The sequence below is a fragment of the Sinorhizobium mexicanum genome, from assembly GCF_013488225.1.
In the GTDB taxonomy this organism is placed as follows: Bacteria; Pseudomonadota; Alphaproteobacteria; order Rhizobiales; family Rhizobiaceae; genus Sinorhizobium; species Sinorhizobium mexicanum.
Window position 1 is genome coordinate 3,545,284 of sequence record NZ_CP041238.1, and the last position, 26,098, is coordinate 3,571,381.

The window sequence follows — 26,098 nt, forward strand, 5'->3', positions numbered from 1 at the left end:
AAGAATCGCGCTCGGGGGCCGCATGTTCATACCGCTTCACGACAGCAACACGCTAAAGCACATCAGCATGCAGTACGTGACGATCGCACTGATCGCCACGAACGTCGCGGTCTGGCTGGTTACCGGCCCGATCGCCACGGAAGAATTCGCGAACGCGGCCGTGCTCGGGCTCGGCTACATCCCTGCCGTTGTCTTCGAGTATGCCGATCTCGATCCGTCGCTTGTCATCGTTCCCGATCAATTCACGTTCGTCACCTATTCGTTTCTGCACGGCGACTTCTCGCATCTGGCGATGAACATGCTGTTTCTCTGGGTGTTCGGCGACAATGTCGAGGACGCGCTCGGGCATTTTCGCTTCCTCGTCTTCTACCTGCTGTGCGCCGCTGCGGGCGCGCTTGCGCACGGATTGCTGGATCCTGCCTCGGAAGCGCCGCTGATCGGCGCCTCGGGCGCCATCTCGGGCGTCGTCGCCGCCTATTTCCTGCTGCATCCGAAGGTGCGCGTGTGGGTTCTCGTCCTCTTCCGCATTCCGTTGCCGCTCCCCGCGGCGATCCCGCTGGCGTTCTGGATCGGCCAGCAATTCTACATGCTGGTGGTCGACTCCGGCAGCGGTGTCTCCTGGAGTGCTCATGTCGGCGGCATTGTTGCGGGGCTTCTGCTGGTGGTCATTTTGCGACGCCGCGGCGTTCCGCTTTTCGATCGCACGATCGTCACTCCGCGCGCCGTCGAGCATCGTGCGGAGCGACCCGAAGCGGTCGACGCAAGCACTGTAAGCGCCCGAAAACCGCCTACTCCATGGGGGCGCCCGACCTGAGGGCCGATGCTGGCGCGCAATATCCGCGCCAATATGGAGCACAATTTCAATATGTTGATTGTTTCGCAGGCGAGAAAGGCGTAGCCATTCGACGTTTCCCGCTCCACCTCTTGTCAGGCGCACATATGACGTGTACGTAAACGTCACTCGAAATCTCGACGTTATATCGATTTAGCTTCGCGGGCGGCGATTGTAATTGGAGAAAAAACGCGTATCGATGTCGCCAACCGACAATCAGGCAGCTCTGTTAAGGGGCATTTTCCTGCGAAAGCTCTTGGAGGGAATGAATCCATGAAAATCCTAGTCACGGTGAAGCGTGTGGTGGACTTCAACGTCAAGATCCGGGTGAAGGCGGATGGGTCCGGTGTCGAGCTGGCCAATGTCAAGATGTCGATGAACCCGTTCGACGAGATCTCGGTCGAAGAGGCGCTGCGGCTGAAGGAAGCCGGCAAGGCGAGCGAAGTCGTCGTCGTGTCGGTCGGCCCGGCCAAGGCCGAGGAGACGCTGAGGACCGCGCTGGCCATGGGCGCCGACCGGGCGATCCTGGTCGAGACCGAGGACCAGGTCGAGCCGCTCGCTGTCGCCAAGATCGTCAAGGGTGTCGCCGAAGCCGAACAGCCGGGGCTGATCATCGTCGGCAAGCAGGCGATCGACGACGATTCGAACCAGACCGGCCAGATGCTGTCGGCGCTGCTCGGCTGGGCCCAGGGCACCTTCGCCTCCAAGGTCGAGATCGCCGACGGCAGCGCCAAGGTGACGCGCGAGGTCGATGGCGGCCTGCAGACGGTCGAACTGAAGCTGCCGGCGGTGGTGACCACCGACCTCAGGCTGAACGAGCCGCGTTATGCCTCGCTGCCGAACATCATGAAGGCGAAGAAGAAGCCGCTCGACAAGAAGAGCCCGGCCGATTTCGGCGTCGACACTTCGCCGCGGCTGAAGGTGCTGAAGACGGAAGAGCCGTCCGGCCGCAAGGCCGGCATCAAGGTCAAGTCGGTCGCCGAGCTCGTCGAGAAGCTCAAGGGCGAAGCCGGCGTATTGTAAGTTTCAGGAAAGGGAGCACAACACCATGGCCATTCTGCTTCTGGCTGACCACGACACCACCCACCTTTCCGACCAGACGGCGAAGGCGCTGACCGCGGCCACCAAGATCGGCTCCGACGTGCATGTGCTGGTCGCCGGTTCGAACATCAAGGCGATCGCCGATGAGGCGGCAAAGCTTGCCGGCGTTGCCAAGGTGCTCGTTGCCGACGACGCCTCGCTCGCCAACAACCTCGCCGAGCCGCTCGCCGCAACGATCGTCGCGCTGGCCGGCGGCTACGACACCATCATTGCCGCCGCCACCTCGGTCGGCAAGAACGTTTTGCCGCGCGTCGCTGCACTGCTCGACGTCGCCCAGGTCTCGGAAATCATCGAGGTGGTCTCCGCCGACACCTTCAAGCGGCCGATCTATGCCGGCAATGCCATCCAGACGGTGCAGACGAGCGAAGCCAAGCGCGTCATCACCGTGCGCACCGCCTCGTTTGCCGCGGCCGCCGAGGGCGGTTCGGCCGCGGTCGAGACGGTTGCGGCCGCCGCCAATCCGGGGGTTTCGAGCTTCGTTGCCGATGCGCTGTCGTCGTCGGACCGGCCGGAACTGACCTCGGCGAAGATCATCATCTCCGGTGGCCGGGCGCTCGGCTCGTCGGAAAAGTTCAAGGAAGTGATCCTGCCGGTCGCCGACAAGCTCGGGGCCGCCGTCGGCGCGTCGCGCGCCGCCGTCGATGCCGGCTATGCCCCGAACGACTGGCAGGTCGGCCAGACCGGCAAGGTGGTCGCCCCCGACCTCTACATCGCCTGCGGCATTTCCGGGGCGATCCAGCATCTCGCCGGCATGAAGGATTCCAAGGTGATCGTCGCGATCAACAAGGACGAGGAGGCGCCGATCTTCCAGGTCGCCGACTACGGCCTCGTCGCCGACCTCTTCGACGTCCTGCCGGAACTCGAAAAGGCGCTGTAACCACACGTAAAACGCGTTTGCCTCCGGCATGAAAAAGGCTGGAAAAAGCGCGTGCTTGGCATTAACAATCGTACCGGGCCGGCCCAAGCGGCCCGGTATTTTTTTATCTGCGGCTGCAAGGCTGCCGAAAATCTCTTGAAGATGGGTGTTCGCTTCGATGATCAAGACGGTCGGAATTATTGGCGCTGGTCAGATGGGCTGCGGCATTGCCCATGTTTCGGCAGTCGCCGGATACAAGGTGCAGCTCTACGATCTTGCTGCGGACCGCATCGAGGCCGGGCTTGCGACCATCAACGGCAATCTCGCCCGTCAAGTTTCCTCCGGCAAGATGACCGACGAGGACCGCAAGAAGGCGCTTTCCCTGATCAAGGGTTCCGCCGACATCAACGATCTCTCCCAAGCCGATCTTGTGATCGAGGCGGTAACGGAAGACGAAACCGTCAAGCGCAAGATCTACGGCCAGGTTTGCCCGATCATGAAGCCGGAAGCGATTCTCGCAACCAACACGTCCTCGCTGTCGATCACGCGCCTCGCGTCCGCGACAGATCGGCCGGAACATTTCATGGGCATCCACTTCATGAACCCGGTTCCGGTGATGAAGCTGGTGGAACTGGTGCGCGGCATTGCGACCGATGAAGAAACCTTCAAGACGGCGAAGGAGTTCGTCGCTCATCTCGACAAGACCGTCACCGTCGCCGAGGATTTCCCCGCCTTCATCGTCAACCGCATCCTGTTGCCGATGATCAACGAGGCGATCTACACCCTCTACGAGGGCGTTGGCACCGTGGACGCCATCGACACGGCGATGAAGCTCGGTGCAAACCATCCGATGGGGCCGCTGCAACTGGCCGACTTTATCGGCCTCGACACCTGCCTGTCGATCATGCAGGTCCTGCATGACGGCCTGGCCGACTCGAAGTATCGCCCCTGTCCGCTGCTGGTCAAATATGTCGAGGCCGGCTGGCTCGGCCGCAAGTCTGGCCGTGGCTTCTACGACTATCGCGGCGACGTGCCAATTCCGACACGCTAGGAAAAGCGTGCGCGGTTTTCCGCCCGCATCCCGCGTCTCAACTTATGAATCGATAACCCTCAGCTGCCGGCCGACGCGCCCAACGCTGCCTGAATGAGCCCCTTCGCATCTTGGCTGTCCCAGGCGGCGGGACCGTTCATCGACCCGATCAGGCAGCCCTTCTCGTCGAGGAGCAGGGTCGCAGGAAGGCCGAAAGCGAGGCCCTCCTTCTTGAGCGTATTGAACACGCTCATCGACGCATCCCGGTAGTAGCCGAGCTCGTGAACCCCGACCTCATCGAGGAAGGCTCTCGGCTTTTCGTCGTCGCCGGTATCGATGTTGATCGCGACGACCAGGAAGCGGTCGCCACCGAGCGCCTTCTGCAGTCCGTTCAGCGCCGGCATCTCCTCCCGGCAGGGCACGCACCAGGTCGCCCAAAGGTTCATGAGGATCGTCTTGCCGGAAAAAGCGGCAAGGGTCAGCGGTTTTCCATCGGGGCCGTTAAAATCGAGACTGCTGATCGGACGCGGATCGGCCGCCGGCGTCATGGCGGCGACCTGGCCTTTCATGAACGGGGTCAGCGAGGCGACCTTCTGTTTGGCTTGTGGACAGCTCCCGCCATCCGCCATTTGCGTCGCAGCGCGGTCGCCGGATCCTGTGGCATTGCCAGACCCCGTCTCCTTCACGTATACCGCAGCCGCACCGACGATCACGCCGAAAAGGGCGGCGAGCGCGAACAACCTGACGGCCAGGGGGCTTTTCTTCTGGTCTGGCATTTCATTCTCCAAGGCGGGCATCCTCATGGCTGACGGCAGTTCCGAGACGAAATCCTCCAACCAGATGTGGGGCGGGCGCTTCGCCTCTGGCCCGGATGCGATCATGGAGGAGATAAACGCCTCGATCGGCTTCGACAAGAAGCTCTATGCCCAGGACATCCGCGGCTCAATAGCGCATGCGACCATGCTGGCGCATCAAGGCATCATTTCTGCCGAAGACAAAGACAAGATCGTTCACGGTCTCGACACGATCCTGTCAGAGATCGAAAGCGGTGCATTCGAATTCTCGCGGCGCCTGGAAGACATTCACATGAATGTTGAAGCGCGACTGGCAACCCTGATCGGGCCGGCTGCCGGCCGGCTGCACACGGCGCGCTCGCGCAACGACCAGGTCGCGCTCGACTTTCGCCTGTGGGTGAAGGAAGAACTGCAGAAAACCGAAAAGGCGCTGACGGCGCTGATCGCGGCCTTCCTGGATCGCGCCGAAGAACATGCCGATACAGTCATGCCCGGGTTCACCCATCTGCAGACGGCGCAGCCGGTCACCTTCGGCCACCATTGCATGGCCTATGTCGAAATGTTCGGCCGCGACCGCTCGCGCGTCCGCCATGCGATCGAGCACATGGACGAAAGCCCGATCGGCGCCGCCGCTCTGGCAGGCACCGGCTTCCCGATCGACCGGCACATGACGGCAAAGGCGCTTGGCTTCCGCGAGCCGACCCGCAACTCGATCGACACGGTCTCCGACCGAGACTTCGCACTGGAGTTCCTTTCGATCGCCTCGATCGCGGCGACACACCTGTCGCGTCTCGCCGAAGAGATCGTCATCTGGTCGACGCCGCAATTCGGCTTCATCCGTCTGTCGGACGCGTTTTCGACCGGCTCGTCGATCATGCCGCAGAAGAAGAACCCCGATGCCGCCGAGCTCGTGCGTGCCAAGACGGGTCGCATCAACGGTTCGCTGATTGCACTGCTGACCGTGATGAAGGGCCTGCCGCTCGCCTATTCGAAGGACATGCAGGAGGACAAGGAGCAAGTCTTCGACGCCGCCGAGAGCCTCGAACTGGCAATTGCTGCAATGACCGGCATGGTGCGCGACATGAGCGTGCGTGCCGATCGAATGAAGGCTGCGGCCGGCTCCGGCTATTCGACCGCGACCGACCTTGCCGACTGGCTGGTGAGAGAGGCGGGTCTGCCCTTCCGCGACGCCCATCATGTGACCGGCCGCGCCGTGGCGCTTGCCGAGCAGAAGAGTTGCGATCTCGCCGATCTGTCGCTCGCCGACCTGCAGTCGATCGATGCCGCGATCACCGAGAAGGTCTTCGACGTGCTCACCGTCGAGGCTTCGGTCGCAAGCCGCACCAGCTTCGGCGGCACCGCCCCTGCCGAAGTGCGCAAGCAGATCGCCTGGTGGCGGGCCCGCAACTGATGCATGTCGCCCGAAAGTGTGCGGCGGTTTCGGACAACGACATGCATGCCAGCAAAGACCTAAGCGTGTCGCCTGGCTCCCATTGTAGGCGACGCGCTTGAGCCAGCGCAGAAAGAGGGTGCACAAGGCCCTGAAAAATCGATAAGACATCGCTCCAGAGCGGGGCCGGAAGACCCGCCCGCTCCGACTCACTCGGCTCCCGTTCCGGCAAAGGAAAATGACGATGACATTGACGAAGGCAGCCCGGCTTGCGCTTGTGCTCGCTATCCCCGGGCTGGTTCTCATCGGTTGTGGGCGTAAGGGCGATCTCGACAGGCCGGGCGCCACGACGATCAACACCAAAGCGCCGGCCGGAACCGTCGAAGAGAAGGCTACGGTAGAGGACCGGCCCTTCCTGCTTGATCCCCTCCTCTGAACCGAGCGAAACCCGTGAACCATTTCGAATACCGTGACGGAATTCTCTACGCCGAAGATGTCCCCGTAACGGACATCGCTAGAGCCGTCGGAACACCCTTCTATTGCTATTCCACCGCAACGCTGGAACGCCACTACCGGGTCTTCGCCCAGGCCTTTGCCGATGTTGATGCCATGGTCTGCTATGCCATGAAGGCCAATTCGAACCAGGCCGTGCTGAAGACTCTGGCCCGGCTCGGCGCGGGGGTCGATGTGGTTTCCGAAGGCGAACTCCGGCGCGCGCTTGCCGCCGGCGTGCCGGCTGACCGGATCATGTTTTCGGGCGTCGGCAAGACCGCGCGCGAGATGGATTTCGCGATCGAGGCGGGCATCTATTGCTTCAATGTCGAGTCCGAACCGGAGCTGGAGGTCCTGAACCAGCGGGCGCTAAGGGCCGGCAAGCAGGCGCACGTCTCCTTCCGCATCAATCCGGACGTCGATGCCCGCACGCATGCGAAGATTTCGACCGGCAAGAAGGAGAACAAGTTCGGTATTTCCTGGGAGCGGGCGCGCAGCGTCTACGCCCACGCCGCCACCCTGCCCGGCATCAAGGTCACCGGCATCGACATGCATATCGGCAGCCAGATTACCGAGTTGCAGCCGTTCGACGATGCCTTCAAGCTGCTGCGCGAACTCGTCGATACCCTCAGGTCTGATGGCCATGTGATCGATCACGTCGATATCGGCGGAGGTCTCGGCATTCCCTACAGGGACGACAACAATCCGCCGCCATTGCCCGATGCCTATGCCGACATCGTCAAGAACCAGCTCAAGGGCCTTAACTGCCGCATCGTGACCGAACCCGGCCGGCTGATCGTCGGCAACGCCGGTATTCTCGTCACCGAAGTGGTCTACGTGAAGGATGGCGGTGACAAGACCTTCGTCATCGTCGATGGCGCGATGAACGACCTGATCCGCCCGACCCTCTACGAGGCCTATCACGAAATCCGGCCGGTGAAGATTTCGGCCGCCAACGCACCGCGCATCAAGGCCGACGTGGTGGGCCCCGTTTGCGAAACCGGCGACTACCTTGCGCTTGATCGCGAGATGGCGATGCCGAGACCGGGCGATCTGTTCGCAATCGGCTCGGCCGGTGCTTACGGCGCGGTGCAGTCGGGTACCTACAACAGCCGCCTGCTCGTTCCGGAAGTGCTCGTCAAGGGCGACCGCTTCCACGTCGTGCGGCCGCGCCAAGACTATGACAGCCTGATCGGCCTCGATTCGGTGCCGGAGTGGCTCGACTGAACCGCTCTGGTTCGGTTTCTGGCGGAGACGCCGCAAAGCCGTGCGGCGATCACGATTTGTTGTCGCCCTCGTCTTCGCCACAAACGGTGTTATCCTGCGGTGCGAGGATCACTACGGCGCGGCGCGTTGCCAGACGCACAACGGACGCTGTAGCACGTTGAATTGCTGCATGTTTTATCCTTGATCGGCTGCGATTTAAGCATACATGCAGAAGGGCGACCATGAGCGACCGAAAGGGAACTTGGGCGGATGACGCAATTCCGGCGGGATGACACGCCACAACCGAAGCCGTTTGCCAGGATGCTGGCAACCAAGAGGTTTTTCGCCCGCTTGGTCCTTTTGGCGGAGCAGATTCTGCCGCGCGCGCTGATGCCTGCGTCGATCGTTCTCCTGTTCCTTTCCGCCGGCTGGCTCGGCTTCTTCCGCGTTGCGCCGTTGTGGCTGCACGCTGCAACCCTTCTCGCCTTTTTCGCGGGACTGTTCTTCTCGCTTCTGCCGCTAACCCGGATCCGTTGGCCGGAAAACCCCGATGCCGACCGGATGCTCGAAGAGCGCAACGACTTGCCGCATCAGGCGATCCGCGTCCAGGACGACACGCCGGCGACGGAGGGAGCGTTCGGGGCAGCGCTCTGGCGGGAGCATCAGGCGCGCATGGCTCGATTGGTCCGCGCATTGGACACCGGCCTTCCGCGCCCCGACATCGCGCGGCATGACCCCTGGGCACTCAGGGCGGTCCCCGTGCTTCTTGCCTGCATTGCATTTGCCTATTCCTATTCGAACCGCGCGGGGCTGATAACCGACGCTTTCCGGCTGCCCCAGCAACAGGTTGTCGCGGCGGACATCCGCATTGACGCCTGGGTGACGCCGCCGGCCTATACGGGCCGCGCGCCGATTTTCCTGACTGGCCGACAAGACACGGCCTCGCAAGGCGTGGCGTCGCAAGGCGTGGCGTCGCAAGACATGCCATCGCAGGATACGGCCCCAGCACAGCAGGAAAAGGCCCTCTTCACCGTGCCGCAGTTCAGCGATTTGACCGTCAGGATAACCGGCGCCGGACCGGAGGCACGTGTGAGCTATGCCGAATCCGGTGGAACAGGACCGATCACCATTCCGGCTTCCGCTGACAAGGCGAAATCGGAGCCGAAGACGGAGCCGCAGGAAACCGCGCAGATGCCGCGAAACGGCGTCCGCAACCATCTCTACAAGATAACCAAGGACGGAACGCTTTCGGTCGGCGGTCAAAGCTGGAACTTCAAGATCACGCCGGACAGCGTCCCCGACATCGCTTTCGATGGCGCGCCGCGCCCGACCGCGAACGCATCGCTCGAAATAAGCTTCCTTGCGCATGACGACTACGGGATTTCGCAGGCCTGGGCAGATATCAAGCCGCTGGATGAACTGCCTGCCGGCGCCCGCTCGCTCTACCCTCCGCCCGAGTACCGTCTCGATCTGCCGCGCCGCAACGCCCGTGAGGCCAAGGGAACGACGAGCCGGAACCTCAGCGAGCATCCGCTCGCCGGGAAGCGTGTGCGCATCACCTTGGTCGCCCGCGATGCCGCCGGCCAGGAAGGCCGAAGTGTGCCGCAGGACGTGATCCTTCCGGCGCGCCAGTTCTTCGAACCGCTCGCGGCCGCCGTTGCCGAGCAACGACAGATCTTCGCGCTCAATGTCAACGATCTTCCGCGCGCCATCGATCTCAACGACGCACTGACGCTCTATGCGGAGGAGACGATTCCCAACCTTACGCATTTCCTGCTGATCCAATCGGCGCGCACGCGCATGGCGCTCGCACGTAACGACGACATGCTCCGGGACGCAGCCGATCATCTCTGGGAGATTGCTCTCGGCATCGAGGACGGAGACCTGTCGCTCGCCGAGCGGCGGCTGCGCGACGCTCAGCAGGCGCTTTCCGACGCACTGGACCGCAATGCGTCCGACGAAGAGATCGCCAAGCTGATGCAGGAATTGCGCCAGGCGATGCAGGAATACATGCAGCAACTTGCACAGCAAGCGGCGAAAAATCCGCGCATGGCTAACCCCGATCAGAACAACGTGCTGCGCCAGCAGGACCTGCAGAAGATGATGGACCAGATCGAAAACCTGGCCCGCTCCGGCTCGCGCGATGAGGCGCGCCAACTCCTGTCCGAACTGCAAAGAATGATGAACAACCTGCAGGCCGGGCGCATGCAGCAAATGGGCGAGCAGAACAACGCCATGCGTCAGCAGATGGACAAGCTCGGCCAGTTGATGCAGCAGCAGCAACAGTTGATGGATGAGACCTTCAAACTGGACCAGGCGCTACGCGACCGCATGCAACGGGGCGACCCGTTACAGGATGAAGACAACGAGCTCTTTGGTCAGGACATGCCGCAGGATCCCGGGCAGCGCAACGATCCCAACGGCAAGCCCAACCCGCTCGACGACATGACCGCCGAGCAGCTGAAGGACGCCTTGAAACAACTGAGGCAGCAGCAGGATGGGCTCGGCAAGCAACTCGGGGAACTGCAGAAGGGCCTCGAGCAGCTTGGCGTCAAGCCCGGCAAGGGCTTCGGCGAGGCACAGCGCGAGATGAAGGGAGCGGCCGAGGCTCTTGGCGAGGGTGAGGGCGAGCAGGCTGTCGGCAGTCAGGGCCGGGCGTTGCAGGCGTTGCGCGAAGGCGCACAGGACATGATGAACCAGATGCAGGCCCAAGGGCAGCAGGGTCCTGGACAGGGCGTTCCGCAGTACGGCCAGAATGGACGTGACCCGCTCGGCCGTCGTCAGCAGAACGTTGGCCCCGACTTCGGCGACCAGGTCAAGGTTCCGGACGAAATCGATACGCAACGCGCTCGCCAGATCCTTGATGAGATCCGCCGCAAGCTCGGCGACAGCCTGTCTCCGGAAGCCGAGCGGCAATATCTCGAACGCCTGCTCGATATGCGTTGACCACTGCAGAACCGCTAGTAGCGACGGACATGGAAGGACGCACGCAACCGGCCGCCGCCGGCGAAGCGGCGAAGGCCGGAAGTCGGGATGGCTGTCAGGCGACGAGCGCCAAGGCGACGGCCTTGCGGATGTCGGGCAGCGAAAATGGCTTGGAAATCACATCGACGACCTTCCCCGAAAGATCGTCCGCCCGCTCGCGTTGTTCCGCATAGCCGGTCATCAACAGGATCTTGAGCGCGGGAAAAGCGGCGGATGCCTGATGCGCCAATTCGATGCCGTCCATCACAGGCATGCGGATGTCGGATAAAAGCAGATCAAAGGCCTGGGTTTGAAGGCGAGCGAGTCCATCGGCTCCATCCCCCGCCTCGACCGTTTCATGCCCATCGAGTCGCAATGCGCGCGCCACAAATGAGCGCAAGGCATCCTCATCCTCGGTAATCAGGATTCTCGCCATCATGGCCTCCCGTGTTCGCTCCCATAGAGCGCATGCGTCCCTTGGACTGGCAAAGGACGCTCATCTCGTTGAACTCGAGCATGATGCCTTCTGAAACCGCTATCGATTTCGAGCATATGCCGACGCCACGTTTCGGCATGGCCGAAGCCGTGGCGCCCCTCCAAACAACCAGCTTTTCGTTTGCTTTCGGTAAACGCGGCAGCGTCGATTTTCAGAAAAGGCGGCGCGTCATTTCTTGGACGGTCCCGATCCAAGAAAAAACCATGCAGCATTCAAAGGAATGCGGCGACCTTTACATGTTCGATAAGACCGGCGCGCTGCAGTATCACTCAGCGTCACCCGTCACGACCCCGACGAATGGCAGTTCGCGGAAGGCGTAGGCGACGTCCATGCCATAACCGACCACGAAATGGTCCGGGCACTCGAAGCCGACATAATCGGCCTCCAGATCGACCCGCCGTTTCATCCGCTTGTCCAGGAGAACGGCGATCGTGACATTGCGCGCGCCGCGCTCCAGGAGCAGATCCTTCGCGAAACGCAAGGTCCGGCCGGACTCGAGAATGTCGTCGATCAGCAACACATCGCGACCGTGCACGTCGCTGTCGATATCCTTGGTGATCTTCACGCCCTTGGATTCGGTTCCCGTGCCGTAGCTCGACAGCGTGATGAATTCGACCTCGGGAGCAAGTCCGGCATCATGCATGGCACGGATCAAATCGGCCGCGAAGATGAACGAGCCTTTCAATATCGAAATGACCAGCAGATCCTTATGCGGGCCGCGAACGATCGCGTCGGCCAGCTCGTGATTGCGGGCGGCAATCGTCTCGGCGCTATAAAGGACTTCGATGTTCTTGCCGCGGACGACGGGCATACGGGGCTCTCCAGGACTTCATTGCGGAAGACAAGGACCGCCTTCCTCTCAGGCGCCGCTTAGCACAATCAGAGCCGAGAAACACTGTTTTCGGCGAAAGAAACCGTCACCTTGGGCATTTTTCCGCCCGTATAGGGAAGGCGGGCAGCGAAATGGCGGCTCTCGCCGGGTGCAATCGACGCGCCGTCGGGCATCAAACGCGTTGCCGTCACCTTGCGTCCGTTGCTCCTGACGTCGACCACGACAAGCGGCAGACGCTGTTCGGTACCAGAGCGGTTGTCGATGCTTCCATAGACCGAAAGCACACGCATGCCGCCGGCATAGTCGAAGGAAGTCGTGACGCCTCCGATCGACAGAGGTTGAGTGTCTGCCTGGCCTCCACCGAAAAGGCCTGCGATCAGAAGGAACACCCCAAGGCCGAGCCCGCTGACCAGCCCGGCGAATTGGCGGCGCGGCATGCCGCGCAACCTGGCCTCGACGACCGTCAGAACCTGCCGCGCAGGCTTTGCGCTGCGGCGCGTGGCTCGCCGGTTGTCATTGAAGACTGGATAAGGGCTGGGCCGAGCGGCGACGGCAATGGTCTCGAATTCCGCATCGACATAGTCGAGGTTTCTGGCCGTCGCGCCACTTGGACGCGCCTCACGTTCCGGAGGAAGCAGATCGATGCGTGCGGCGGTTCTTGAGCGAAATGCCTGCATGGGTTCCCCCTCGGGATCACTCCGTCGCTCCTCCCGGAGCATCGTGCGCGCGGATCGGCAGCTCGACCGGCGGCAGCCTTGAGCGGAGCTTGCGGGCAATGCCTGTAACCGGCCTGTGCAAGAAACAGGGCATTGCATCAAATCCTGACGACACGTAAACCGAAATGGTTAATGTTTCGGAAAGAAGCCGTGAAAGCGACGCCTTTTCATGGAAAGTTAACCGCCGCTTAACCGCCGTGCCGCAAACGGTTTTGCCTTGGCGGACTTGCTGTCCTGTACGGGGGCGATCGACTTGGCGGCGGATGTCGAAGGTCGTGACGAGAGACTGGGCTGTCCCATTGATTCACTTTGAGAACGTCGGCTTGCGCTATGGCATGGGACCGGAAATCCTCCGGGACCTGACATTCGACATTCCACGCCGGTCGTTTCAGTTTCTCACGGGACCTTCGGGCGCCGGCAAGACGACCTTGCTGCGGCTGCTCTTTCTGTCGCTGCAGCCGACGCGCGGGTTGATCCGCATGTTCGATCGCAACATCTCGTCCATCCCGAGAGACGAATTCCCGATGCTGCGCCGGCGCGTCGGCATCGTCTTTCAGGACTTCCGCCTGCTTGACCACCTGACCACCTACGAGAACGTCGCCCTGCCACTCCGAGTGCGCGGCAAGGAGGAGGCAAGCTACCGCGCGGATGTGCTCGAACTTCTCAAATGGGTCGGCCTCGGCGAGCGTATCAACGTCTTGCCCCCGGTGCTTTCGGGTGGCGAGAAACAACGTGCGGCGATCGCCCGGGCCCTGATCGACCGGCCGGAGATCCTGCTGGCCGACGAGCCGACAGGCAACGTCGACCCGCCGATGGCGCGCCGGTTGCTGAACCTCTTCCTTGAGCTCAATCGGCTTGGAACGGCGGTGGTGATCGCCACTCACGACCTGTCGTTGATGGACCAGGTCGAGGCCCGGCGCATGATCCTGTCTCAGGGGCGGCTCGACATCTATGAATGAGAACAGCATCCCCCGCCGCGAAACCGAACAGCAGCAGCAGCGCCGCGCCGAGATGCGCGTGCGCCCGACAGGTCCGATCGTGCCTTCGGCCAATGTTTCCGGTCACGCGCTGATGTGCGTCATCGCGATCATGTCCTTCCTCGCCTGCCTGACGCTCGGTGGAGTCAGCATGGTAAGGGCGACGGCGCAAAGCTGGCAGTCCCAGATCTCGCGGGAAATCACCATCCAGATCAAGCCCGACGACAATCTCGACATGGAAAAGGCGCTCGCCGATGCGCGCGACCTGGCTCTGACCTTCAGCGGCACGACCGGCGGGAAGATTGTCGATCGGGCCGCCACGGCCCGGCTGCTCGAGCCGTGGCTCGGCGAGGGTCTCGACCTCGACGAGTTGCCCGTGCCACGGCTGATCGTCATTACGATCGACGAGAACAACCCGCCCGATTTCGCCACCATGCGCAAGGCGTTGACGGAAACCATCCCGCAAGCCTTCCTCGACGATCATCGCACCTGGGTCGACCGCCTGGTGGCAATGGCCAATACCACCGCGATGATCGGGAGCGGCGTGCTCGCGCTGGTTTTCTCGGCGATGGTGCTCACCGTCGTCTTCGCGACCCGCGGCGCATTGTCCGGGAATCGTCACATCGTCGAAGTGCTGCATTTCGTCGGCGCGGAAGCGGGTTTCGTTGCCTCAGAGTTCCAGAAGCACTTCCTGCGAATCAGCCTGAAAGGGGCCGGCGCCGGCGGTCTTTTGGCCGCACTTTCGTTCGCAATGGCGAGTTTCTGGCAATCTCGGACACTCGCCACGCCCGAATCAGACCAGGCAACCGCGCTGTTCGGCCGATTTGCCATCGGATATACCGGTTATCTCGGCATTTTTGCGATCATAATCGTCATCGCCCTGCTGACGACTCTGACGGCGCGCCTTACAGTCATGCGGACGATCTACGAAATAGATCTCATTCGGTCGGATCCTGGCCGGACGGACACCTATCAAAGCTGACAGTCATGAATCGCCTTCACTCCATCTATTCCCTGCCGCAATCTGCGGCTACTGCATGATTCCTTAAATCGGAATCGATTTAAGGACAAAATCATGCAGCAATTCAAAGTGCTACGGCGATCTTTGCGCGTCCGACTCGACGCGCGGCGCTGTAAGTGAAGAGAATCATGATGGTGCGAGAATTGGGCGAGCGCCGAATGGCCGAGAGGGACAACTGGCGGGAGCGGGCCGCGCGCCGCCGCCGGTCCCGCAGCCTGTTGCGCAAGCTTCTGCGCCGGACATTTTTCGTGCTGCTCATTTTCCTTGCCGTTTTCATCGCCGGCTTCCTGCAATTTGCGGACACCGTTGCGTCGCTACAGCCGCCCGCTCGTCCGAAGGCCGACGCAATCGTCGTTCTGACGGGCGGTTTCCAGCGGATCGATCAGGCAGTCGATCTTCTGAAATCGGGAGCAGGCAAGCGGCTGCTGATCTCAGGCGTCCATCCGACCACGACGGGAACCCAGATACGCCGCAATACGCAGAGTTCCGCCGATCTCTTCAAATGCTGCGTCGACATCGGGCATGAAGCAATCGACACGATCGGCAACGCCACGGAGGCCGCGCAGTGGATCCGCGACCGCGGCTACAAAAGCGTGCTCGTCGTCACCAACAATTATCATATGCCGCGCAGCCTCCTGGAACTGCGCCGCGCCAAGCCTGACACGGAATTCATCGCCTATCCCGTCGTCAATTCCGACTTGAAGACGACCAACTGGCTGCGCAACCCGCTGGTCCTCAAGGCCATTCTGCTCGAATACGGCAAATACTCCGTCGCCTCGCTGCTCGACATGATGGGTGCGCGTCCGACGAATGGCCTGAGGGCGGCCCTCGCCTCTCGGGTTACCCCGGCCGAGGAGTAACAAGGGGGCGCCCCCGCCCGGAATGCCACGACGACTTTTGCGCGGGGAAAAGCCTGCCGGGCCGTCGCGGCGGTTTTCCTCGGCGACATATTCGTGTAGGCAGCAATTCAAAGTTCTATAGCGTCAGGCGCGTCTTGAGACGCGCGGCGCCGTTGTCCGCATCGAGAGCCACCTGATGATCATCCTGCGTTCGATCCTTTTCAATCTGGTCTTCTATGCCAATCTGATCGTCCAGATGATCGTGCTGACGCCGATCTATTTCATTCTTCCCCGCAAGAAGGCCTGGTTCGTGCCGAAGAATTGGGTGCGCAGCAATCACTGGCTTCTGGAGAAGATCGTCGGCACGACGTTCGAAATCGAAGGTTTGGAGAATATTCCGGAGGGACCCTACATCTTCGCGCCCAAGCACCAGTCCTTCTGGGATGCCTATGCGCTCCTGCCATGGCTCGACGATCCGTTCTATATTCTCAAGCGCGAGCTTACCTGGATACCGCTGTTCGGCTGGTACATCATCAAGCAACGCATGGTGCCGGTAAACCGCGCGGCACGCGGCAAGGCGATGACCGACGTGATGGAGCGCACCAAGAACGAGATGGCGACCGGGCGGCAGTTGATCATCTATCCGGAAGGCACGCGTCGCCCCCCGGGTGCACCGCCCGAATACAAATACGGAATCGCCCGCCTCTACCGTGATCTCAAGGTCCCGGTCGTGCCCGTTGCCATGCATCCCGGGCTCTTCTGGCCGCGACGCAAATTCCTGCGCTTCCCCGGTCATTTCAAGGTGCGCGTCCTGCCGCCGGTCGAGGCAGGGATGGATCCGGATGCCTTCCTGAAAAAGCTGGTCGAGGTGACCGAGGCTGCAAGCGATGAACTGCTTGTCGAAACCGTCAAGGCCAATCCGCAGCTCCCGTTGCCGCCGACCGCAAAGCAGCGACTGCGCGAACTCGGCCAGGCCTCCTGAGCCCTACAGCGACCTTTGTGCGTCCGGAAAGACGCGTGGCACTGTCGTCGCGGCCAATCTTGCAACGACATCCTCCAGCCACGGGTCGCGGATTCCCATCTCCTGGAGATGCGCAAGCGTGTTGAGGACGTATTCGGTGTTCGGCCCGGACTTGCCGAAAGCAGTCGCGACCGTTTCCGCCGCGTCCGCCGCGCTGAGTGCCCCGGCATATTGGGCGTGGCCGCGATCGACCACGTAGGCGAGCGCCGGCACGCGGCGTCCGTCGGCAAGCTGGACCGGCATGGTCCGCTCCCTATAGACATGCGTCACAAGTTCCCGCTCGCGCAGATAATCGATCACGTCGGTCTTTTCGCTCCCCGGCACGCGAAATGCGGTGCCGATGCAGGAGCCGCCATAGTCGAGGCCGAGCACGAGACCCGGCCGCTGCTCCGTGCCGCGATGCACCCAGGAACGCACGCAAAGGGAGCGGCGATAGCCGAAGGCACGCGCCGTCGATTTCTCCTGAAAACGGAAACCCGGGTTCCACATCAACGAGCCGTAGCCAAAGACCCAAAATTCGTCCATATCCACTGCCATTCAATCCATGCCGCCTGCCACGTGTCGCATCATTCGCCATCACGGTCGTGATTGATCAAGCCGAAACTTCGTCGGCACACGGAAGAGAGGTCGGCAACCGTATATAGGAATGGAAAATAGTTTGCAGGATCGGCAACCGCCACCCGGAACGGAATGAGAAGCGCCAGTCGCTTTCCGTCCCTTCTACCTTCGCCCGCAATGGTCCGAAGCGGTTCCCGCCACAGCAGCAATGGAGTACACGATTAGAATGACCGTCACCGACGTCGCCAACGGATCGCCAGCCGGCAAGAAATTTCTCTGGCTGACGGTGGGTATCGTGCTTGCCGCCGGCATTTATTCCGCCGGCTGGTTCTTTGCTGCGGACCAGATCGAAAAGCGACTGACAACCTACCTTTCGGAAAAGCGGGAAAACGGTCTTGGCGGTGAGTGCGCGGAGATGGACGTGCGCGGCTTCCCGTTCCGCATCGGCCTTTTCTGCGACAAACTGCGGCTCGACGACAATCTTCGCGGCGCTTCCGCATCCTTCGGCGCCCTGAGAACGGCCGCCCAAGTCTATCAGCCGGGGCATGCCGTCGTCGAACTCGACGGCCCCGCCGAGGTCCGTGTCTCGCCAGGACTTTCGGTCTCGGCCGACTGGACGCTGCTGCACGCGAGCCTCAAGGCGACGATGTCGGGCCTCGACCGCACGTCGATCGCCTATGACAATCTCACGGGAACGGCGCGTTGGCCGCTGACGGGCGACAGCCTGGGTTTCGGCGCAAGCCACGGCGAGATCCACCTGCGCCAGAACGGCGACGATCTCGACGCCGCCCTGAGCGTCGAGAAGCTCGATCTGCGCCCGGAGCAAGGGCCGAGTCTCGCCGCCCCTGTCGATGTCACAGCGGACGTCACCGTCGTCGGCAAGGCCGGGTGGATGCAGGCAAGTGCTCTTTCCGAGCACATGCTCCGCGGCAGCAGCGGCGAACTGCGTCACGTGACGCTTGATGCGGGCGGGGGAATGAGTGCAAAACTCTCAGGCCCCTTTTCGGTCAATGACCAGGGCCTGATTTCCGGCGAATTCTCGCTGACCATGATGAATATCGACACCTGGCGGGCGAACCTCGTAAAGGTGGTTCCGGAAGAAACCGACATGATCAACAATGTCGCCAACATGCTGAAGGCGCTTGCCGGCGGCAAGAACGAGGCGACGGTGAAGCTCAACGTCCGCGACGGCACCGCGTTCCTGGCCTTCATTCCGGTCGGCGTAATACCGCCACTCTGAAGAGCCGTACTGCACGTCTCCCTAAGGACAAAACATGCAGCAATTCAAAGGGTTACAGCGTTCTTTGCGCGTCTGGCAAAACGGGCGGCGCTGTAAGCGCAGTACCGATTATTTGGGATCCATCGCATGCCGGCCGAAATCCGGCATGGCGGTATCCTGGCCCGCCTGAATGATCGAGCGGCGGATCGCCCGCGTGCGGGTGAAGAGGTCGAACAGCTTGTCGCCGTCGCCCCAGCGGATCGCCCGCTGCAGATAGGCGAGGTCTTCGGAGAAGCGGGCGAGCATTTCGAGGATCGCCTCCTTGTTGTGCAGGCAGACGTCACGCCACATGGTCGGGTCCGAGGCTGCGAGGCGGGTGAAGTCGCGGAAGCCCGACGCTGAGTATTTGATGACCTCGGACTCCGTCACCGTTTCCAGGTCGTCTGCCGTGCCGACGATGTTGTAGGCGATGATGTGCGGAACGTGCGAGACGATCGCCAGCACCTTGTCGTGGTGCTCCGGGTCCATCTCATCGACCATCGAGCCCATCGTCTCCCAGAAAAGCCGAAGCTTCGCGACGGCCTCTTCGTCCGCGCCGGCGGGCGGCGTCAGGATGCACCAGCGTCCACGGAAAAGGCCGATGAAGCCGGCGTCGGGGCCGGAATGCTCGGTGCCCGCGATCGGGTGGCCGGGGATGAAATGGACCGTCTTGGGCAGATGCGGCGTCATCTGCGCGATGACGGAGCCCTTCGTCGAACCGACGTCGGTAACGATCGCACCCGGCTTCAAGTGCGCGGCGATTTCGGCGGCAACGGCGCCGGAAGCGCCGACCGGTACGGAAACGACGACGAGGTCGGCATCCTTGACCGCCTCGGCTGCCGAAAGTGTATAGCGGTCGCCGAGGCCGAGTTGCTCGGCGCGTTTCAACGTTGCGGCACTCCGCGTCGAAACGACGAGCGTGCCGCCAAGCTGCTTCTCGCGGATTTCCCGGGCGATCGACGATCCGATCAGGCCAATGCCGATGAGGGCTATCGTTTCGAACTGTTGAGCCATCATTCTTGTCCCATGAATTCGGTCAGTGCGGCGATGGCCCCTTCGTTCGCTTCTGCAGAACCGATGGTCATGCGGAGCGCATTGGGAAAACCGTAGGCGCGCACGGAGCGCAGGATGAAGCCGCGAGCGGTCAGGAACGCATCCGCCTCCTCGGCCGATTTCCCGCCCGTCTCCGGAAAATGGATCAGCACGAAGTTGGTGACCGAAGGCGTCACCCGCAGGCCGATCGCCTGCAAGGCCGCGGTGACTTTCGCGAGCCAGGCAAGATTGTGATCGACCGCCGCGGCAACGAAGGCCTGGTCGCGGATCGCCGCCGCCCCGGCGGCAATAGCAGGCGCATTGAGATTGAACGGGCCACGTACGCGGTCCACCGCGTCCACGATCTCGCGCGGAGCAAACATCCAGCCGATGCGAAGCCCGGCGAGGCCGTAGATCTTCGAGAACGTCCGCGTCATCACGACGTTGCGATTGGCCGACACCAGTTCGAGGCCCGCCTCGTAATCGTTGCGCCGGACATATTCCGCATAGGCGGCATCGAGCACCAGCAACACGCCGGAGGGAAGGCCCGCGTGCAGCCGGCGGACCTCGTCCACGGGAATATAAGTGCCTGTAGGGTTGGCCGGATTAGCGATGAAGACGATCTTGGTGCGCTCCGTCACCGCCGCGAGGATCGCGTCGACATCGACACGCGCATCCTTTTCCTTGACCGTAACCGCCGTGGCGCCGGCCGCCATGATCTGGATCTTGTAGACAAGGAACCCGTGCTCGGTGATGATTCCCTCGTCGCCCGGGCCGAGATAGGTGTGGCAGAGCAGCCCGAGCAGCTCGTCGGATCCGTTGCCGCAAACAATATTGGCCGGGTTGAGGCCGTGAACCGCAGCGATCGCGTCCTTCAGCGCATGCGCCTGACCGTCCGGATATCGTTCGAGATTGAAAGCCGCCTTCTGGAACGCCTCGATCGCGCTCGGGCTGGCACCCAGCGGTGTCTCGTTCGACGAAAGCTTGTGGACCTTGGCAACACCCGGCGCATGTTCCTTGCCCGGCACATAGGCGGCAATGTCCAGAATACCGGGACGCGGCTGTGGGTTCTTTGAATCAAGGTTCATCGGATCGGCTTTCACGGGAGGAAATGTGGCAAAGCCAATAGCCGTGTGGAGGAATTTTGTCGAGTGCGGCAAGCCCACGCGGCTACAGCACCTTACAGCGCCGCGCGTCTTTGAGACCGCGAAGGTCGCTGTAGTTTGTCCTCAGATCGATTCCGATTTGAGGCATCATGCAGCAGCGGGCGGCCGGTTGCGCGTGCTCGGCACGCCATGCGGCGCCAGCACCGGAACAAAGACCCGGCGCGACGCTCGGACGGCAACCGGCAGGCCCTGATAGAGCCGCTTTTGTGCCTCCACGATGATCACACCGGAAAACACCGGCCAGAAAGACCGGCCGAACCGCTCCAGGCTGCGCCGCAGGCGGAGAACAATCTTGCGCTTCGACGGCGGAAAGAACAGCGCCTCGGAAGTGGCGCCGGGCGTGAAATTCGTCTCACGCAGAAGCGCCGTCAGCTGACCGCGCGAATAGGGCCGCCCCGAGCCGAAGGGCGTGTGCTCCATCCGCGCCCAGACACCGCGGCGATTTGGCACGACGATCACAAGCCGGCCGCCGGGTGCGAGAACCCGCCAGATTTCCTTCATTGTTTCGCGCGGGCTTTCGGCGAATTCCAATGAATGGACCATTAGCACGCGGTCTATCGACGCGTCAGGCAGCGGCAGTTCTTCGTCGAAGACCAGCGCGGTCGAAGACAACTCGGCGACCGGCCAGTTCACCGCGCCCTGCCCAGCGGGCATGAAGGCGAAGGTCCGTTCGGTGTCAGCGCGGAACCGCTCGAGATAGGGCACGGCATAGCCGAGGCCGACCAGCCGCTCCTCGGGCAATCGCGCCCAGATCGAGGAGAGTGCCATGCTGACGGAATGCTCCGCCATCCGGCCCAGCTCGGAATGATAAAATTGACGAAGATCGACGATATCCGTGTGCATGACCAACATGTTAGCTTTGGAGCGGTAGACTTCAAGGCGAGCCTCGCTACATTCGGCTGAAGCGGAGCGGACGTGGTATCGCCCGCACCCCGCGACACGCCGATCGGAGGATCTCATCATGGCCGCGCTCGAACTCGACCTCTTCCTCTGCCGCACCGACAATTTCGGTGTGCTTCTTCATGATGCGGCAAGCGGTGCGACCGCATCGATCGATGCTCCGGAAGAACGACCGATTCTCGAAACGCTGGAGCGACGGGGCTGGCGCCTCACGCACATCCTGACGACCCATCACCACGGCGACCACGTGGCGGCGAATGTCGGCCTGAAGGAACGCTTCGGCGTCACCATCATCGGGCCGAAAGGCGAGGCGTCGAAGATCCCCGGCATCGACCGGAGTGTCGGCCAAGGAGACCGTTTCGATTTCGCCGGTCATCCGGTCGAGGTCATCGAAACGCCGGGACATACCGCGGGCCACATCTGCTTCCATTTCCCGAAGGATAAGCTGCTGTTTGCCGCCGACACGCTGTTTGCGCTCGGCTGTGGGCGGCTGTTCGAGGGAACCGCCGAAACGATGTGGCAATCGCTGAGCCGGCTGATGGCGCTCCCGGACGATACCGCCGTCTATTTCGGCCACGAGTACACGCTCGCCAATGCGCATTTCGCCGTGACGATCGATCCCGAAAACGCAGCGCTCAAGGCGCGTGCTGCCGAAATCGAAGAGACGCGCTCGGACGGCGGGTTCACCGCGCCGACGACGATCGGCCTTGAAAAGCGGACCAACCCGTTCCTTCGCGCAGGCGACGCGAAGATCCGCAAGCATCTCGGCATGGAGAGAGCGAGCGACGCGGAGGTGTTCGCAGAGATCCGCAAGCGCAAGGATAATTTCTGATGGACGTCTCACGGCATCTCACGCCGGCCGCAATTGTCGACGCGCTGGGATTGGCCAGGCATCCGGAGGGCGGCTGGTATGTCGAGACCTTCCGCGACGTCGGTGGCGCGCCACGCAGCCATTCGACGGCGATCTACTATCTGCTCGAAAAGGGCGAGCGCTCACACTGGCACCGCGTCCGCGACGCCGCCGAAATCTGGCACTACTATGCGGGCGCCCCGCTCGAGCTCAGCATCGCGGCGCCGGGCAAGCCGGCCTCACGCTTTCGCCTTGGTCCGGACCTGCTTGAGGGCGAAAGGCCGCAGCACGTCGTTCCCGCCAACTGGTGGCAGTCGGCCGCCCCGCTTGGAGACTGGACGCTCGTCGGTTGCACCGTGGCGCCGGGATTCGACTTTTCCGCATTCGAGATGGCGTCGCCCGACTGGCGGCCGCCGGAGAACTGACGTCTACTCCGCCGGCTGCGGGGCAGCGGCCCTCTTGCGAAAAATCATGTCCTTTGCCGCCAGCACGGCACCGCCGGTGACGAGCAGGCAGGCCGCGGCAATACGCCAGGACGGCTCCGCAAAACCGAACAGGATGAGGATCAGCGTCGAGAAGACGGGTGCGGCGTAGCTTTTCACGCCGAGAAGTTGGATGTCTCCGTTCTTCACACCGAAGTCCCAGGCATAGAAAGCCGCACCGACCGGCAAGAGGCCAAGTCCGGCGACCGCCAGCCACTCGAAAGCCGTCTGCGGCCAGATCGTCGTCTCGAGGCCGAGATGGCAGAGGAAGGAGAGGATGGACGTCGCCAGGCAGAAACCGGTGACGACATCGGTCGAAACCGCGTCGAAGCGGCGCGTCAGCAAGGAATAGCCCGACCAGGTGAAGGCGCAGAGGAATGCCGCGCCGTAGCCGAGCAGATAGGCCTCTTCGAAGGCAATGCCATTGCGGGCGACGATCAGGATCGTGCCGCCAAGTCCGGCAAGCGCCCCCGCGAGGTGATACCAGCGAAGCCTTTCTCCCGGCAGCAGCGCCGAGCCCACCACGATCAGCAGCGGCCAGAGATAGGCGATCAGGCCTGCCTCGACCGCCGGGGCGTTGCGAAGCGCGGTGAAATAGAGAAAGTGGTAGCCGAAAAGCCCGGCAATGCCGGTGATCCAGACCCTGGCTGGCTGTTTCAGGAGCTTGAATCGCTCCGGTTTCAGCGCAAGCACGGCGATGCCCGGCAGGCTGCCGATGAGGAAGCAGATCGCCGACAGCTGGAACGGCGGCATTTTGCCCGACGCTGCGGTAAAGAGCGCCAGGAGCGACCACATCAGGATCGCGGAAAAACCGATCAGCGTTGCCTTGAACTTCATTCCTGCCCCCACGCCCGGCTCACGTGCGTGAAAGCCGCATCAAATCAATCATGCATTAATCTGCATGTTTCCTTAAATCGTAGCCGATTTGAGGATAAAAACATGCAGCAATTCAAGGTGCTACAGCATCCTTTGCGCGTCTGATTAGACGCGCGGCGCTGTAGTTAGCGCCCGTTCGCGACGAGCGAAAGAGAATTTCGGGATTGATCACCCGCCGAATCGCGTCGCGGAGACGGTTACGGGACCAAGCTTCGTCGGGATGCGGACATAGACCGGGGCATAGACATCGACGGCCTCGGCTTTTGCAAACCAGATCTCCATGGTCTCCAGCCGGCGCAGATATTCGACGTCCTCGCGGCCCTTCCTGTACCCTGCCTTCGGCACGAACCGGACACCGCAGACAATGACTTCGCCGTTGAATCCTCTGGTCTTGAAGCTTCGCGTTCCCTTCGGTGAAAGCCTGATGTCCAGCCGCGATTCGCCATCGAAGATCGGCAGTGTGTTGGGGCAAACCCTGCTCTTGCCCGGAATGATCAGCCCGGAGAGCGGGTCCAGCACGTTGCGCATGTCGCGGCTCGTCACAGGCACCCAGTTCTTCGGAAGCGGGGTGCGTTTCGGGGTCATGCTCGCACGCACGACATTACCGTTGCGGAAGGTCACGCTGATTGCGCGCGACTTTCTGCCACTGCGATAGGACATCGAATATTGCGAGGCGCGCAGATGATCATTCGCGATCACCCCGGAAACGCGCGTCTGGCCGGACGTGCGGCTGATGATGTCGATGAGTCCGGCGGAATTCAGTGTGCCGGAAATCGTGTAGCGGTTCTTTACAAGTTCGGTGTGGAAAGTGGCGCGCGCCAACGGCAGGCCGGCAAGCGCAATACTATAGTCCGTCTGATGCTCGATATCGGCAGCCAAGCATTCTGTGGAAAACGTCATGGCAGCCAGCAATGCTGTTGCCCCGAAGCCATTGCGCCTTTTCATGCCCGAAAGCCCTGTCGTTCCTAGCCGTTGCAATCCTCTGGGATGCAAGCGGTTTGCGGCTTTTTTTGCGCCAATTGCTGAAATCTGGCCGCCGCAAAGGAGAACGAGCGGCATCCTTTTCGTCGCATGGCGTTTGAAGAGAAATAGCGCAGTGAATATCGGCTTGGAATGGGTATCGGCGGAGATTATTGTAGCGGCGGCAGCGATCGCGTTGCGGTTTTTCGAGAATGCGCAGGGTTTGGCTTGACTGGCAGGGCTTCTGTGACTATAGAACCGCGACTTTCCAATAATGGCCAACAGGAACGCGGCCTGGGCTCTGGGCCCGCTACCGCATTGTCCGGCGGCGATAAAGAGAATAGGTGTACCATGTCCCGTAGTTGCGAATTGACCGGCAAGGGCGTCCAGTCGGGCCACAATGTCAGCCACGCCAACAACAAGACCAAGCGCAAGTTCCTCCCGAACCTGTGCAACGTCACGCTGATTTCCGATGCTCTCGGCCAGCGCTTCCGCCTGCGCGTTTCCGCAGCCGCTCTCCGCTCGGTCGAACACCGCGGCGGGCTCGACGCTTTCCTGCTGAAGGCTGACGAGAACGAGCTGAGCATGCGCGCTCGCCTGCTGCGTCGCCAGATCGTCAAGAAGACCGCTGAAGCAGCCTGATCGGCGCCAGCGCTTCCGACAAGACTTGAAGGCTTGCGGGCTTCGTCCGGCAAGCCTTTTTCTCGTGTCTTGACCTATTCATCCGCCGGGCAAGCATCCGGTCACGTCCTCCAACTGGTGGCATCACCCAGGATAAAAAAATGCTGATCAGCCGCACCTTCTTTGTCTATGTCGCGCTCATGACCTCGGTGGTCGTGGCGTCGAATTTCCTCGTACAATATCCGCTTCCGGGCTCCATTGCCGGCATGAACCTCGGCGACCTGTGGACTTGGGGCGCTTTCAGCTATCCCTTCGCCTTCCTCGTCACCGACCTTACCAACCGCCATTTCGGGCCGCGAATTGCGCGCCGCGTGGTGGTTGCCGGCTTTGTCGTCGGCGTCACGTTCTCGATCTACTTCGCGACGCCGCGCATCGCGATCGCCTCTGGCTCGGCATTCCTCTTCGGTCAGCTCCTCGACATTTCCGTGTTCAACCGGCTACGCAGGCAGACCTGGTGGCGCGCGCCGCTCGCCGGCTCGCTCATCGGCTCGGCGCTGGACACCGCGATGTTCTTCTCGTTTGCCTTCGCGCCCTTCTTTGCGTTCTTTGGACCGAACGACAGCTTTGCGCTGGAGACCGCTCCCCTGCTCGGGGTGCTTGCAGCAGGAGCGCCGCGCTGGATTTCCTGGGGGCTCGGCGATCTTCTGGTGAAGGTCCTTTGCGGCATCGTGCTGCTCTTGCCCTATGGAGCGCTGATGAGCGTCATCAAGCCAATGCCGGCGGCCAACGCCACCGCCGCATAAGGCAAGCAAGGAACGGGAATGACGT

At 62.1% G+C, this 26,098-nt stretch carries 28 protein-coding genes; 18 read left to right on the top strand and 10 right to left on the bottom strand.

Translation table 11 applies throughout. From position 1 onward, the window contains the following. Positions 1-22: 22 nt before the first annotated feature. The 4 genes from FKV68_RS16740 to FKV68_RS16755 all read left to right on the top strand — a co-directional run bounded on the left by FKV68_RS16740 (position 23) and on the right by FKV68_RS16755 (position 3,840). Positions 23-814 (top strand): rhomboid family intramembrane serine protease, encoded by a 792-nt coding sequence (locus FKV68_RS16740; RefSeq protein WP_180938929.1) that lies wholly within the window; start codon positions 23-25, stop codon positions 812-814. Positions 815-1,105: 291 nt separating this feature from the next. Continuing rightward, on the top strand, positions 1,106-1,855 hold the full coding sequence (locus FKV68_RS16745; protein WP_180938930.1) for an electron transfer flavoprotein subunit beta/FixA family protein: 750 nt from the start codon (positions 1,106-1,108) through the stop codon (positions 1,853-1,855). 25 nt (positions 1,856-1,880) lie between these two features. Continuing rightward, entirely contained in the window at positions 1,881-2,810 is a 930-nt protein-coding gene (locus tag FKV68_RS16750; protein WP_180938931.1) for an electron transfer flavoprotein subunit alpha/FixB family protein, read from the top strand. 157 nt (positions 2,811-2,967) lie between these two features. Next, a complete protein-coding gene (locus FKV68_RS16755) occupies positions 2,968-3,840 on the top strand; it encodes a 3-hydroxybutyryl-CoA dehydrogenase (RefSeq protein ID WP_180938932.1) in 873 nt (290 codons plus the stop codon). Positions 3,841-3,899: 59 nt separating this feature from the next. On the opposite strand, the gene tlpA is transcribed toward FKV68_RS16755, so the two are convergent. Continuing rightward, entirely contained in the window at positions 3,900-4,595 is a 696-nt protein-coding gene (tlpA, locus tag FKV68_RS16760; protein WP_180938933.1) for a thiol:disulfide interchange protein TlpA, read from the bottom strand. Positions 4,596-4,620: 25 nt separating this feature from the next. Between tlpA and argH the strand changes: the two genes are divergently transcribed. From argH to FKV68_RS16780, 4 genes are all read left to right on the top strand, one after another. Next, positions 4,621-6,024: an argininosuccinate lyase gene (gene argH / locus FKV68_RS16765; protein WP_180938934.1), complete on the top strand. Its 1,404-nt coding sequence runs from the start codon at positions 4,621-4,623 to the stop codon at positions 6,022-6,024. A 217-nt stretch (positions 6,025-6,241) separates the two neighbouring features. Continuing rightward, a complete protein-coding gene (lptM, locus tag FKV68_RS16770) occupies positions 6,242-6,439 on the top strand; it encodes an LPS translocon maturation chaperone LptM (RefSeq protein WP_180938935.1) in 198 nt (65 codons plus the stop codon). 14 nt (positions 6,440-6,453) lie between these two features. Then, entirely contained in the window at positions 6,454-7,722 is a 1,269-nt protein-coding gene (gene lysA, locus FKV68_RS16775; RefSeq protein WP_180938936.1) for a diaminopimelate decarboxylase, read from the top strand. 249 nt (positions 7,723-7,971) lie between these two features. Beyond that, on the top strand, positions 7,972-10,647 hold the full coding sequence (locus FKV68_RS16780; RefSeq protein WP_180938937.1) for a TIGR02302 family protein: 2,676 nt from the start codon (positions 7,972-7,974) through the stop codon (positions 10,645-10,647). Positions 10,648-10,741: 94 nt separating this feature from the next. Here the strand turns inward: FKV68_RS16780 and FKV68_RS16785 are convergent, their stop codons facing one another. The 3 genes from FKV68_RS16785 to FKV68_RS16795 form a co-directional block, all read right to left on the bottom strand. After that, complete coding sequence (locus FKV68_RS16785; protein ID WP_180938938.1) at positions 10,742-11,101, bottom strand: response regulator; 360 nt, start codon at positions 11,099-11,101, stop codon at positions 10,742-10,744. 325 nt (positions 11,102-11,426) lie between these two features. Next, on the bottom strand, positions 11,427-11,972 hold the full coding sequence (gene hpt, locus FKV68_RS16790; protein WP_180938939.1) for a hypoxanthine phosphoribosyltransferase: 546 nt from the start codon (positions 11,970-11,972) through the stop codon (positions 11,427-11,429). A gap of 68 nt (positions 11,973-12,040) precedes the next feature. Further along, the gene (locus tag FKV68_RS16795) at positions 12,041-12,670 is read right to left on the bottom strand and encodes a hypothetical protein (RefSeq protein ID WP_180938940.1); all 630 of its coding nucleotides are present in this window, start codon (positions 12,668-12,670) and stop codon (positions 12,041-12,043) included. Positions 12,671-13,008: 338 nt separating this feature from the next. Between FKV68_RS16795 and ftsE the strand changes: the two genes are divergently transcribed. From ftsE to FKV68_RS16815, 4 genes are all read left to right on the top strand, one after another. Then, positions 13,009-13,668: a cell division ATP-binding protein FtsE gene (gene ftsE / locus FKV68_RS16800; protein WP_167528349.1), complete on the top strand. Its 660-nt coding sequence runs from the start codon at positions 13,009-13,011 to the stop codon at positions 13,666-13,668. Continuing rightward, complete coding sequence (locus FKV68_RS16805; protein WP_180938941.1) at positions 13,661-14,668, top strand: cell division protein FtsX; 1,008 nt, start codon at positions 13,661-13,663, stop codon at positions 14,666-14,668. Before ftsE ends, FKV68_RS16805 begins: the two co-directional genes overlap by 8 nt. 197 nt (positions 14,669-14,865) lie before the next feature. After that, positions 14,866-15,567, top strand: coding sequence for a YdcF family protein (locus tag FKV68_RS16810; RefSeq protein WP_180941543.1), 702 nt, complete (start codon positions 14,866-14,868; stop codon positions 15,565-15,567). A 175-nt stretch (positions 15,568-15,742) separates the two neighbouring features. After that, positions 15,743-16,528, top strand: coding sequence for a lysophospholipid acyltransferase family protein (locus FKV68_RS16815; RefSeq protein WP_180938942.1), 786 nt, complete (start codon positions 15,743-15,745; stop codon positions 16,526-16,528). Between the two features lie 3 nt (positions 16,529-16,531). Here the strand turns inward: FKV68_RS16815 and FKV68_RS16820 are convergent, their stop codons facing one another. Then, the gene (locus FKV68_RS16820; RefSeq protein ID WP_180938943.1) at positions 16,532-17,104 is read right to left on the bottom strand and encodes a gamma-glutamylcyclotransferase; all 573 of its coding nucleotides are present in this window, start codon (positions 17,102-17,104) and stop codon (positions 16,532-16,534) included. A 247-nt stretch (positions 17,105-17,351) separates the two neighbouring features. Here FKV68_RS16820 and FKV68_RS16825 point away from each other — a divergent pair, with 247 nt between their 5' ends. After that, complete coding sequence (locus tag FKV68_RS16825; protein ID WP_180938944.1) at positions 17,352-18,365, top strand: DUF2125 domain-containing protein; 1,014 nt, start codon at positions 17,352-17,354, stop codon at positions 18,363-18,365. Between the two features lie 108 nt (positions 18,366-18,473). On the opposite strand, the gene FKV68_RS16830 is transcribed toward FKV68_RS16825, so the two are convergent. The 3 genes from FKV68_RS16830 to FKV68_RS16840 all read right to left on the bottom strand — a co-directional run bounded on the left by FKV68_RS16830 (position 18,474) and on the right by FKV68_RS16840 (position 21,433). Next, complete coding sequence (locus tag FKV68_RS16830; protein WP_180938945.1) at positions 18,474-19,400, bottom strand: prephenate/arogenate dehydrogenase family protein; 927 nt, start codon at positions 19,398-19,400, stop codon at positions 18,474-18,476. Next, the gene (gene hisC / locus FKV68_RS16835) at positions 19,397-20,503 is read right to left on the bottom strand and encodes a histidinol-phosphate transaminase (protein ID WP_180938946.1); all 1,107 of its coding nucleotides are present in this window, start codon (positions 20,501-20,503) and stop codon (positions 19,397-19,399) included. The genes FKV68_RS16830 and hisC overlap by 4 nt, the downstream gene beginning before the upstream one ends. A gap of 165 nt (positions 20,504-20,668) precedes the next feature. Further along, positions 20,669-21,433, bottom strand: coding sequence for a class I SAM-dependent methyltransferase (locus FKV68_RS16840; protein WP_180938947.1), 765 nt, complete (start codon positions 21,431-21,433; stop codon positions 20,669-20,671). A 109-nt stretch (positions 21,434-21,542) separates the two neighbouring features. Between FKV68_RS16840 and gloB the strand changes: the two genes are divergently transcribed. Beyond that, positions 21,543-22,313, top strand: a complete 771-nt coding sequence (gene gloB / locus FKV68_RS16845; RefSeq protein ID WP_180938948.1) for a hydroxyacylglutathione hydrolase — start codon at positions 21,543-21,545, stop codon at positions 22,311-22,313. Next, positions 22,313-22,756, top strand: coding sequence for a cupin domain-containing protein (locus tag FKV68_RS16850; RefSeq protein ID WP_180938949.1), 444 nt, complete (start codon positions 22,313-22,315; stop codon positions 22,754-22,756). The genes gloB and FKV68_RS16850 overlap by 1 nt, the downstream gene beginning before the upstream one ends. Positions 22,757-22,759: 3 nt before the next feature. Here FKV68_RS16850 and yddG read toward each other — a convergent pair whose 3' ends face one another. Both yddG and FKV68_RS16860 read right to left on the bottom strand, forming a co-directional pair. Continuing rightward, on the bottom strand, positions 22,760-23,650 hold the full coding sequence (yddG, locus tag FKV68_RS16855; protein ID WP_180938950.1) for an aromatic amino acid exporter YddG: 891 nt from the start codon (positions 23,648-23,650) through the stop codon (positions 22,760-22,762). A gap of 207 nt (positions 23,651-23,857) precedes the next feature. Beyond that, positions 23,858-24,634: a DUF3108 domain-containing protein gene (locus FKV68_RS16860; protein ID WP_180938951.1), complete on the bottom strand. Its 777-nt coding sequence runs from the start codon at positions 24,632-24,634 to the stop codon at positions 23,858-23,860. On the opposite strand from FKV68_RS16860, the gene FKV68_RS16865 reads away from it, so the two are divergent. The 3 genes from FKV68_RS16865 (at position 24,588) to FKV68_RS16875 (ending at position 26,073) form a co-directional block, all read left to right on the top strand. Further along, on the top strand, positions 24,588-24,881 hold the full coding sequence (locus FKV68_RS16865; RefSeq protein ID WP_180938952.1) for a hypothetical protein: 294 nt from the start codon (positions 24,588-24,590) through the stop codon (positions 24,879-24,881). The genes FKV68_RS16860 and FKV68_RS16865 overlap by 47 nt on opposite strands. Positions 24,882-25,000: 119 nt before the next feature. Further along, positions 25,001-25,291 carry a 50S ribosomal protein L28 gene (gene rpmB, locus FKV68_RS16870; protein ID WP_136508834.1) on the top strand — a complete coding sequence of 97 codons (291 nt, stop codon included), beginning with the start codon at positions 25,001-25,003 and terminating at the stop codon, positions 25,289-25,291. A 140-nt stretch (positions 25,292-25,431) separates the two neighbouring features. Further along, positions 25,432-26,073 carry a VUT family protein gene (locus tag FKV68_RS16875; protein ID WP_180938953.1) on the top strand — a complete coding sequence of 214 codons (642 nt, stop codon included), beginning with the start codon at positions 25,432-25,434 and terminating at the stop codon, positions 26,071-26,073. Positions 26,074-26,098: the final 25 nt, after the last annotated feature.

Bases quoted from the DNA above. Each gene is read 5' to 3' on its own strand.
- gloB (WP_180938948.1), top strand. From the start codon at position 21,543: ATGGCCGCGCTCGAACTCGACCTCTTCCTCTGCCGCACCGACAATTTC.
- hpt (WP_180938939.1), bottom strand. From the start codon at position 11,972: ATGCCCGTCGTCCGCGGCAAGAACATCGAAGTCCTTTATAGCGCCGAG.
- FKV68_RS16780 (WP_180938937.1), top strand. From the start codon at position 7,972: ATGACGCAATTCCGGCGGGATGACACGCCACAACCGAAGCCGTTTGCC.
- FKV68_RS16745 (WP_180938930.1), top strand. From the start codon at position 1,106: ATGAAAATCCTAGTCACGGTGAAGCGTGTGGTGGACTTCAACGTCAAG.
- FKV68_RS16795 (WP_180938940.1), bottom strand. From the start codon at position 12,670: ATGCAGGCATTTCGCTCAAGAACCGCCGCACGCATCGATCTGCTTCCT.
- FKV68_RS16850 (WP_180938949.1), top strand. From the start codon at position 22,313: ATGGACGTCTCACGGCATCTCACGCCGGCCGCAATTGTCGACGCGCTG.
- FKV68_RS16740 (WP_180938929.1), top strand. From the start codon at position 23: ATGTTCATACCGCTTCACGACAGCAACACGCTAAAGCACATCAGCATG.
- FKV68_RS16875 (WP_180938953.1), top strand. From the start codon at position 25,432: ATGCTGATCAGCCGCACCTTCTTTGTCTATGTCGCGCTCATGACCTCG.
- FKV68_RS16840 (WP_180938947.1), bottom strand. From the start codon at position 21,433: ATGTTGGTCATGCACACGGATATCGTCGATCTTCGTCAATTTTATCAT.
- yddG (WP_180938950.1), bottom strand. From the start codon at position 23,650: ATGAAGTTCAAGGCAACGCTGATCGGTTTTTCCGCGATCCTGATGTGG.
- FKV68_RS16785 (WP_180938938.1), bottom strand. From the start codon at position 11,101: ATGGCGAGAATCCTGATTACCGAGGATGAGGATGCCTTGCGCTCATTT.
- FKV68_RS16865 (WP_180938952.1), top strand. From the start codon at position 24,588: ATGGCAGCCAGCAATGCTGTTGCCCCGAAGCCATTGCGCCTTTTCATG.
- hisC (WP_180938946.1), bottom strand. From the start codon at position 20,503: ATGAACCTTGATTCAAAGAACCCACAGCCGCGTCCCGGTATTCTGGAC.
- FKV68_RS16825 (WP_180938944.1), top strand. From the start codon at position 17,352: ATGACCGTCACCGACGTCGCCAACGGATCGCCAGCCGGCAAGAAATTT.
- FKV68_RS16830 (WP_180938945.1), bottom strand. From the start codon at position 19,400: ATGATGGCTCAACAGTTCGAAACGATAGCCCTCATCGGCATTGGCCTG.
- argH (WP_180938934.1), top strand. From the start codon at position 4,621: ATGGCTGACGGCAGTTCCGAGACGAAATCCTCCAACCAGATGTGGGGC.
- rpmB (WP_136508834.1), top strand. From the start codon at position 25,001: ATGTCCCGTAGTTGCGAATTGACCGGCAAGGGCGTCCAGTCGGGCCAC.
- tlpA (WP_180938933.1), bottom strand. From the start codon at position 4,595: ATGCCAGACCAGAAGAAAAGCCCCCTGGCCGTCAGGTTGTTCGCGCTC.
- lptM (WP_180938935.1), top strand. From the start codon at position 6,242: ATGACGATGACATTGACGAAGGCAGCCCGGCTTGCGCTTGTGCTCGCT.
- FKV68_RS16815 (WP_180938942.1), top strand. From the start codon at position 15,743: ATGATCATCCTGCGTTCGATCCTTTTCAATCTGGTCTTCTATGCCAAT.
- FKV68_RS16750 (WP_180938931.1), top strand. From the start codon at position 1,881: ATGGCCATTCTGCTTCTGGCTGACCACGACACCACCCACCTTTCCGAC.
- FKV68_RS16805 (WP_180938941.1), top strand. From the start codon at position 13,661: ATGAATGAGAACAGCATCCCCCGCCGCGAAACCGAACAGCAGCAGCAG.
- FKV68_RS16755 (WP_180938932.1), top strand. From the start codon at position 2,968: ATGATCAAGACGGTCGGAATTATTGGCGCTGGTCAGATGGGCTGCGGC.
- FKV68_RS16810 (WP_180941543.1), top strand. From the start codon at position 14,866: ATGGCCGAGAGGGACAACTGGCGGGAGCGGGCCGCGCGCCGCCGCCGG.
- FKV68_RS16820 (WP_180938943.1), bottom strand. From the start codon at position 17,104: ATGGCAGTGGATATGGACGAATTTTGGGTCTTTGGCTACGGCTCGTTG.
- FKV68_RS16860 (WP_180938951.1), bottom strand. From the start codon at position 24,634: ATGAAAAGGCGCAATGGCTTCGGGGCAACAGCATTGCTGGCTGCCATG.